Below are 7,333 nucleotides of genomic sequence, written 5' to 3'. Positions count from 1 at the left end.
TCGCCGCGCGTCGACCGCGACCCCCGCGGCCGACGACGAACTGCCGGCCACCGGCCTGCCGCTCGAGCGCAAGCGCCTGCTGAGCAGCCCCTTCATCGTGAGCCCCCTGTACGGCACGCGCAGTTCCACCGTGCTGTCGCTGCACGCCGACGGGCGCGCGCAACTGTTCGAGAAGCGCTATGCGCCCGACGGCACGCAATCCGGCGAAACCGACCTGCGCTTTGCGTGGCGGCCCGGGGCGGACGGCCGGTGAACTCCGGGCCGGCGGCGCAGTCGAAATCCTGTCTCTTCATCCGCAAGACGGCGCGGCTTCCCGAGGCCGCGCCATACCAAGGAGAAACCGCATGAACAAACGAATCGAACGCAGCGCCATGGCGGCCGCCATGGCCGTGGGCACCATCGCGCTGGCCGGTTGGCTCGGCGCCGCGCAAGCGGCGCTGCCTCCCCTCAAGACCCAGGGCTCGGTGCAGTACGTGAGCGGCGGCATCGGCCTGGACGAATCCGAATCGTTCAAGGCCGCGGCCAAGGACTATCCGCTGGCGCTCACTTTCGCGGCCCGGATCGACGGCAATGCCGACTATGTCGCCAACGTGTCGGTGTCCATCAAGAACACCCACGGCCAGCCGGTGCTGGACGCCACCGCCGAAGGCCCCTACATGCTGGTGAAGCTGCCCGAGGGCCGCTACAAGATCACGGCCACCTACGAGGGCAAGGCCCAGGAGCGCGAGGTGTCGGTCGCCAAATCGGGCACCGCCCGCGCCGTGTTCGAATGGCGCTGATGCGCACCGCGCCGCGCGCGGCCTCCCGCCCTACGCGCCGGCGAACAGGATCGCGATCACGAAACCACCCGCTCGCCGCCCAGGCGAGCGACCGCAGGCCCCCCACCCCGCCAGGTACAGCGCCAGATAGCCCAGGCGCATGCCCAGCAGCACGCCATCAGCGTGGCCACGCGCGCGCCGGCGCCTGGGTATACAGGGCGAACAGCACCGCGCCGAAGAAGAAAGGCAGGGCTTCGAACGTATTGGCCTGCGCCGCGTCGCGCGAGCGCGCCATCCTTCCTGCCGCGCCAGCCACGGACGCGGATCGTTGTTGTCGAACCCTTTGCCGCCCGCCTTGGCCAGGATAGCCGCCACCCAGGGCAGCGCCGCGGCCGCCAGCATCAACCACGCAATTGTCTTCACTCCTTCCCGTCCCAGGGCTTGTCGACCGCGGGTTCCGGGCAGGGCCTGCCGGACGCCCGGGCATTATCGCCCGCCGGCAGCGCTTACACTCTTGCGCTTCGCTTCCGCGATCCGCGCATGCCGTCCATGCCTGCTCCGCTGCCCGGTTTTGTCTATCCGCTTTTCTGCGCCACCGCCGCCTGGGACCGGTATCTGGCGAGCTTCACCCATCCCGTGCCGGAATGGTTCCAGAAGCGCGTGGACACCCGCAATACCAATTAGGACGTGCCAGCCCGGAAAGGAATGTCGCATGAGAACCCGCGCCGCAACCGCACCGCGCAGGGCCAGCCGCCAGCGCGGCGGCATCACCATTGCCATGGTCTTCGCGGTGATCGTGGGGTTGTTGCTGCTGGCTGTCACGCAGCTCGGCTATGCGTTCTACATGCGGCGCGAGATGCAGAAGGCGGCGGACCTGGCCGCGTTGTCGGCCGTGCAGGTGCTGGGCATGGGCCAGGCCGGCGATTGCGCGCGCGCCGCCGAGGCCGGCCGCCGGGCCGCGCTGGCGAACCTGCCCGCGCTGTTCGATACCTTCACCGCGGACGACGTTACTGTGCAATGCAAGGTCTGGGATCCCAGCGCGCGCGGACGCTTCGGCCATGCACCTGCTCGACGCCGCCGACGGCCAGCCGCCCAATGCCATGCGCGTCGTCGTGGCCCGGACGCTGGCCGATGTCGTGCCCAGCTTCTTCGGCGCGCTCGGCGACGGCACGCGCGTGTCGGTGGCCGCCGTCGCCACGGCTCAGCGCTCCCGTCGCGGCGTTCACGGTGGGTTCGCGCCTGCTGCGGCTGGAGAAGGGCGGGCTGCTGTCCCAACTGCTTGCCACGGCGGGGGCCACGCCCGCGCAGCCTCGACGTGCTGGACGCGGCGGGCGCGGCCAGCGCCGACATCACGCCTTCGGGATTGCTGCAGGCGCTGGGCCTGCCGCTGTCGGTCGCCAGCGGCGTGGGCACGCCCGAGCAGCTTGCCGCGGTGAACAACCTGAGCCTGGGCACGCTGCTGCAGGCCACGGTCACGGCGATAGACAAGGGCGGCGACACGGGCCACGGCGGGGGCGGGGGCTGCTGCGCGGCGCCGTGACGAGCTGCTGCGGATTCCGGGGCTCACCCGGCCCATCCGGCTGTTCGGCGACGGCGGCGTGCTGGGCCTGGACCTCTCCGGCGGCGATGCCGCGGCCGGGCTGCGGGCGCGCGTGAATGCGCGCAACGTCATCGAGACGGCCCTGGTGCTGGCCAACGGCGACAACCTGATCGACCTGGGCCTGAATGTGCCGCTGCTGGGCCTGCAGGCGCAGGCGCGCGTGGTGGAGCCGCCCGCGCTGGCCGTGGGTGGCGTGGGCGCGCGGGCCGTCTGCGCCGGCTGCGGGTGTATTTGCGCGTGAATACCTCGGACATTCCGCTGGTGGGACGGCTGCTGTCGTCCACGGCGAACATGCAGCTCGACCTGCCCATCGTCATCGACGTGGCGCAGTCGGCGGGCACGCTGACGGGGCTTTGCGCCGCGCCGCTCCAGGCCACGATCGACGTGACCGCCTCGCTGGCCAACGTGTGCGTGGGACGTTTTCCCGGCATGGCCTCGTCCAGCAATGCGTCGGCCGCCGGCTTTCTGAGCGCCTCCAACGCCTGCCAGCAGGCCGGCTTCGGCGCCATCGACCGCTACCGCGTGCTCAATGTGCTGGGCATGCCGGTCGCGAGCAAGGTGACGCTGGAGGTGTTTCCTTCCGCCGCGCCGGTGCCCGTCACGCTGTCGGCGCCGCCGGCTTCGCCGTCCACGGCGACGTCAACGCCAGCGCCATCGATCTGGCGGGCCTGGCCTCGGGCCTTGCGGACACGCTGGTCGTGGGCCTGCTGGGCGACATCACGCAGACCGGCGCTCCCATGACCGGCGCGCAGCGCGATGCGCTGGCGCGCAACCTGGTCGGCGGGGGAGGCTCGAATCCGGGCAGGTCCGTTTCAGCCATCGTCAACGATATCCAATGGTCGCAGGGCCAGCTCGATGCGATCGGCCAGCGCATCGTCGCCGGCGGCCTGGCCGGCGTGCTGGGCGGCACGCTGCAGGTGGTCGGCAATGTGCTCAACACGGTGCTGCTGGCGCCGCTCATGCGACCTGGGGTGCAGCCTGCTCGTGGCGCCGGGCGCCATCCGCGAATGCCGGGTGAGCGCGGTGTCCACCTATGTGCTGAACGGCTCCGGACAGGTGGGGGGCGTGGTGTCGGTGGCGATCGCGCTGCTGACCCCGCTGCTGGACGCGCTGTCGGGCGCGCTCGCGCAGGTGCTGGATTCGCTCGGGCTGAACGTGGCCCAGACCGATGTCGCGCTGCTGTCGGTGGACTGCGGCCGGCCGAGGCTGGTGTATTGATGACGCAAGCAAAGACTCCGCGCGGAGGGGGCGCGTGACATGACCCAGAAATTCTCCCACGACGCGTTCGACGTGTACGTATGGGAAGGGGCTACCGATATCGCCGCCCGCGCCGAGCGCTGCCTGGCCGGCCTGGACGCCACGCTGATGGCGCGCCGACGCGGGCACCGCCTTCCCGCCGCCGCGCCGGATCCGGGACGGCCCGCGGTGGCGCTGGTGTCCGTATCGGTCATGGGCGACCAGCGCTTCAGCGGCTACGACTGGCTGTCGGCGCAGGCGCTGCCTGTGATCTGGGTGGCGGCCGAGGCGCGCGGGCGCGATCCGCGCTATTTCCCGCCCGCGTATTCGCATATCCTGCCGCCGGCATTCACGGCGGCCGAACTGCGCAAGCTGCTGTTCGAGCTGCTGGGCGAACTGGAAAGATTCGAGCGCGCGCAGCCGCGGCGCAACCAGCCCCTGGTGGCGGAGTCGGCGCCCATGCGGGCCTTGCTCGCCGAGGTCGACATGTACGCCAATTGCCGCAGCAGCGTGCTCGTTCATGGCGAAACGGGCGTGGGCAAGGAACGCGTGGCGCGCCTGTTGCACGAGCGCGCAGACTGGGCCGGCGGCCCGTTCGTGGCCGTGAACTGCGGCGCCATTCCCGAGGGGCTGTTCGAGGCGCATTTCTTCGGCCACGCCAAGGGCGCGTTCACCGGCGCGGTCGGGGCTCACAAGGGCTATTTCGAGCAGGCCAGCGGGGGCACGCTGTTCCTGGACGAGATCGGCGATCTGCCCGCCTACCAGCAGGTCAAGCTGTTGCGGGTGCTGGAGCAGGGCGTGGTCACCCGCCTGGGCTCGGCCGCCGAGGTGCCCGTGGATTTCCGCCTGGTGGCGCGACCAACAAGGACCTGCGCACGCTCGTGGCGCGCGGCGATTTCCGGGCCGACCTGTACTACCGGCTGGCCGTCATCGAACTGCGCATTCCCAGCCTGGAGGAGCGCGGCGGCGAGGAGAAGGCGCTAATCTTCCGCGCGCTGCTCGACCGGCTGGGCGTGCGCGACGATCCGCCGCAATGGCTGCTGCGGCGGGTGGCCGCCACCCGCTATGACGGCAACGTGCGCGAGCTTTCCAACGTGGCGGAGCGGGTAGCCGTGATCCAGCGCCAGTTGGGGGGCTGGGACGCCGATCGCATCGGCAGGATATTCGAGCGGCTTGGCCCGCTGACGCCGCCGCCCGCCTTGACCGAGGCCGAGCGCGCCGAGCGCGAGCGCGTGCTGGCGGCGCTGCAGGCCAATGAATGGCGCCGCCAGGACACCGCCAGCGCGCTGGGCATCAGCCGCAAGGTGTTGTGGGAAAAAATGCGCAAACTGCGCCTGGGCGAAGGCCAGGCCGAAACCGAAGATGCGGCGTTCTGAACCGGCCCCGTCGCATGCGCCGGGGCGTCCATATATTGCTATAGTTCTGCGAAAATTTTTTCTGGGGAAAGCATGAGCATCCGATACCTGCGCGCTTCGGCGCGCGCCGCCGCGCTGGGGCGCGCGCTGTCCGGGCTGGCCGCTTGCGCCCAGCGCCCAGCAGGAAGCCGACCGGCCCGTCGTTCAGCAGGTCGAAGACAAGGCGGCCGCCGCGCCGGTGACGCCGCCCGCGCCGCCGCCGGCGTCCCGGCCGTCCACCACCGTGGCCGAGCTTCAGGATCTCATCCAGCGCCACCAGGTGTCCGAACTGCGCACGACCTATAACGGCGTCTATGGCGCGAGCCTGCTGTTCAAGCCCGATGATCTGGCCTACTACGTGGCGCTTTTCCAACAGAAAGACTTCTGGCGTGTGCTCAAGACCAAGTCCGAGCAGCAGGCCGAATCCGCCTACCGCGCCTTCGCGGCGCGGTCCGCCGAGCTGGCCGAAGTCGACATCCGCCGCATCAAGCTGCAGGCGGAGTACGCCCATGCCGAGAAGCAGCTCGCCGCGCGCACCGCCGAACTGCAGACGCTCCAGGCCGACCGCAGCCTGCGCCTGGAGCAGGAAGCCCAGGTGGCCGCCCGCCAGGAACAGGCCCGCAAGGACGCCAGCGCCCTGGCCGAGCAGCAGAAAGACGCGCGCGAGCAGCTGCGGGCCCTGCAGCGCCAGATCGACGCCCTGCGCGCCCAGCAGGCGCGCGTGGAGCAGGGCCGCCGGCAGGCGGGCGGGCCGCTAGACCTTCCCCGCGGCAGGGGGAGGATGCCCGGGGCGGGGCCGCGGACTTGCGGTCCTTGTATTCTTGGCATTCTCCCCCATAATCAAGACATGGCACTCAAAGTTTTCGACCTCCAATGCGACCACGGCCACGTTTTCGAGGGCTGGTTCGGTTCGCACGAAGACTACGACGCGCAGCAGGCGCGTGGCCTCGTCACGTGTCCCGTCTGTGCGTCGGCTTCCATTACCAAGCGGCTTTCGGCCCCGCGCCTGAACGTGTCCCATTTGCATGCGGAAACGCCCGCCCAGGGCCCGGCCGTGCCCGCCCAGGCGACCGAGGCCGAAAAAATGGCCGCCTTGCAGGCGGCGTCATGCGCCAGGTGCGGGCGCTGCTGCGCAACACAGAGAACGTGGGCGCACGCTTCGCCGAAGAAGCCCGGCGCATCCACGAGGGCGACGCCGACGACCGCCCCATACGCGGCACGGCCACGCGCGAAGAGCGCGAAGCGCTGGCCGAAGAGGGCATCGACGTCCTGGCGCTGCCCGACTTCTTCGACGACGACCGGCTGCAATAGCCGCCGCCCGCTTCCGTGCAATGAAAAACGCAGCCCGAGGGCTGGCGTTTCGCATGTCGCGGACCGGGTCAGCGCATCAGTTGACGCGGCTGCGGTACTCGTTCGTGCGGGTGTCGATTTCGATCTTGTCGCCGATTTCGCAGAACAGCGGCACGTTCAGTTCGTAGCCGGTGTTGATCTTGGCCGGCTTGAGCACCTTGCCCGAGGTGTCGCCGCGCACGGCCGGCTCGGTGTAGGTGATTTCGCGCACGATGACGGTGGGCAGTTCCACCGAGATGGCGCGGCCGTCGTAGAACACCACTTCCACGGGCATGGCTTCTTCCAGGTAGTTCAGCGCATCGCCCATGCTTTCGGCTTCGATTTCGTACTGGTTGTACTCTTCGTCCATGAAGACGTACATCGGGTCGGCGAAGTACGAGTACGTGCATTCCTTGCGGTCGAGCTGCACGACTTCGAACTTTTCGTCGGCCTTGTAGACCGATTCGCTGGCGGCGCCCGTCAGCAGGTTCTTGAACTTCAGTTTCACAACAGCGGCGTTGCGGCCCGACTTGTTGTATTCGGCCTTCTGGACGACCAGCGGATCCTTGCCGACCATGGCCACGTTGCCGACTCGCAATTCCTGAGCGGTTTTCATCGATAAAACTCCGGGGGTGATGGGTGCACTCGCCGCGCTAGCATGGTCCGCTGCCGCGGCCCGGGCGCTTCAGCGCTTTCGGGCCTCGGGCCCGAGGGCCTCTGACTGGCGTATCGGACACTCCGGCGTTCCGGGCGCGGCCTGCGCGGCCTCGCCCCGGGTCTTCGGATTCATGCACATCCCGGCAGGCGTCATGATTTCGAGGCCCGGCCGCAAACCGGACGGACAACTCGGAAAACTCTCTATTCTAGCGTTTCTTGGCGAGTTCTGTGCAAAAACCCGCCAAACTGTCCCCCAGATCGGGGCGCGAGGCCTGTTCGGCGTCCCATTGCCGGGCAGCGGCCAGCCAGGCGTTCCATGCCGCCGGCGCCAGCGCCGCCTGCAGCGCGGCCCCGGGTGT

The 7,333-nt window shown here is 69.5% G+C and carries 10 protein-coding genes and 4 pseudogenes; 11 read left to right on the top strand and 3 right to left on the bottom strand.

Features of this window, described 5'->3' with window-relative positions; genetic code table 11:
• Positions 1-253, top strand: a 253-nt coding sequence (locus AD428_RS20025; RefSeq protein WP_200908073.1) for an NRDE family protein, incomplete at its 5' end; no start/stop codon positions are given.
• 91 nt (positions 254-344) lie between these two features.
• Positions 345-779, top strand: a complete 435-nt coding sequence (locus tag AD428_RS20020; RefSeq protein WP_053246348.1) for a carboxypeptidase-like regulatory domain-containing protein — start codon at positions 345-347, stop codon at positions 777-779.
• 30 nt (positions 780-809) lie between these two features.
• Here AD428_RS20020 and AD428_RS29700 read toward each other — a convergent pair.
• Positions 810-1,160: pseudogene (locus AD428_RS29700) on the bottom strand (MAPEG family protein).
• A gap of 147 nt (positions 1,161-1,307) precedes the next feature.
• On the opposite strand from AD428_RS29700, the gene AD428_RS25540 reads away from it, so the two are divergent.
• The 4 genes from AD428_RS25540 to AD428_RS28370 are packed head-to-tail and all read left to right on the top strand — an operon-like array spanning position 1,308 to position 3,099.
• On the top strand, positions 1,308-1,442 hold the full coding sequence (locus tag AD428_RS25540; protein WP_235491016.1) for a DUF3613 domain-containing protein: 135 nt from the start codon (positions 1,308-1,310) through the stop codon (positions 1,440-1,442).
• Positions 1,443-1,470: 28 nt separating this feature from the next.
• Positions 1,471-2,298: a pilus assembly protein TadG-related protein gene (locus AD428_RS28380; protein WP_235491014.1), complete on the top strand. Its 828-nt coding sequence runs from the start codon at positions 1,471-1,473 to the stop codon at positions 2,296-2,298.
• A 58-nt stretch (positions 2,299-2,356) separates the two neighbouring features.
• On the top strand, positions 2,357-2,599 hold the full coding sequence (locus AD428_RS28375) for a hypothetical protein (RefSeq protein WP_235491012.1): 243 nt from the start codon (positions 2,357-2,359) through the stop codon (positions 2,597-2,599).
• Positions 2,596-3,099 carry a hypothetical protein gene (locus AD428_RS28370; protein ID WP_235491010.1) on the top strand — a complete coding sequence of 168 codons (504 nt, stop codon included), beginning with the start codon at positions 2,596-2,598 and terminating at the stop codon, positions 3,097-3,099. The genes AD428_RS28375 and AD428_RS28370 overlap by 4 nt, the downstream gene beginning before the upstream one ends.
• Positions 3,100-3,170: 71 nt before the next feature.
• Here the strand turns inward: AD428_RS28370 and AD428_RS28365 are convergent, their stop codons facing one another.
• Positions 3,171-3,389 carry a hypothetical protein gene (locus AD428_RS28365; RefSeq protein ID WP_235491009.1) on the bottom strand — a complete coding sequence of 73 codons (219 nt, stop codon included), beginning with the start codon at positions 3,387-3,389 and terminating at the stop codon, positions 3,171-3,173.
• Between AD428_RS28365 and AD428_RS28360 the strand changes: the two genes are divergently transcribed.
• The 5 genes and pseudogenes from AD428_RS28360 (at position 3,382) to AD428_RS20000 (ending at position 6,299) form a co-directional block, all read left to right on the top strand.
• Positions 3,382-3,576: a hypothetical protein gene (locus tag AD428_RS28360; protein WP_235491008.1), complete on the top strand. Its 195-nt coding sequence runs from the start codon at positions 3,382-3,384 to the stop codon at positions 3,574-3,576. The genes AD428_RS28365 and AD428_RS28360 overlap by 8 nt on opposite strands.
• 39 nt (positions 3,577-3,615) lie before the next feature.
• A pseudogene (locus tag AD428_RS20005) lies at positions 3,616-4,472 on the top strand (sigma 54-interacting transcriptional regulator); the annotation flags it as partial.
• 3 nt (positions 4,473-4,475) lie between these two features.
• Positions 4,476-4,970 carry a helix-turn-helix domain-containing protein gene (locus tag AD428_RS28355; protein WP_235491005.1) on the top strand — a complete coding sequence of 165 codons (495 nt, stop codon included), beginning with the start codon at positions 4,476-4,478 and terminating at the stop codon, positions 4,968-4,970.
• A 72-nt stretch (positions 4,971-5,042) separates the two neighbouring features.
• A pseudogene (locus tag AD428_RS25535) lies at positions 5,043-5,730 on the top strand (DUF2968 domain-containing protein); the annotation flags it as partial.
• 105 nt (positions 5,731-5,835) lie between these two features.
• Positions 5,836-6,299: pseudogene (locus AD428_RS20000) on the top strand (DUF1178 family protein).
• A gap of 76 nt (positions 6,300-6,375) precedes the next feature.
• Here AD428_RS20000 and efp read toward each other — a convergent pair.
• Positions 6,376-6,933: an elongation factor P gene (gene efp, locus AD428_RS19995; protein ID WP_053246347.1), complete on the bottom strand. Its 558-nt coding sequence runs from the start codon at positions 6,931-6,933 to the stop codon at positions 6,376-6,378.
• Positions 6,934-7,333: the final 400 nt, after the last annotated feature.

The organism is Achromobacter sp. DMS1, assembly GCF_001270295.1.
Note: the sequence above shows the minus strand (reverse complement) of the source record. Positions and strands in the feature narration are given on the sequence as shown.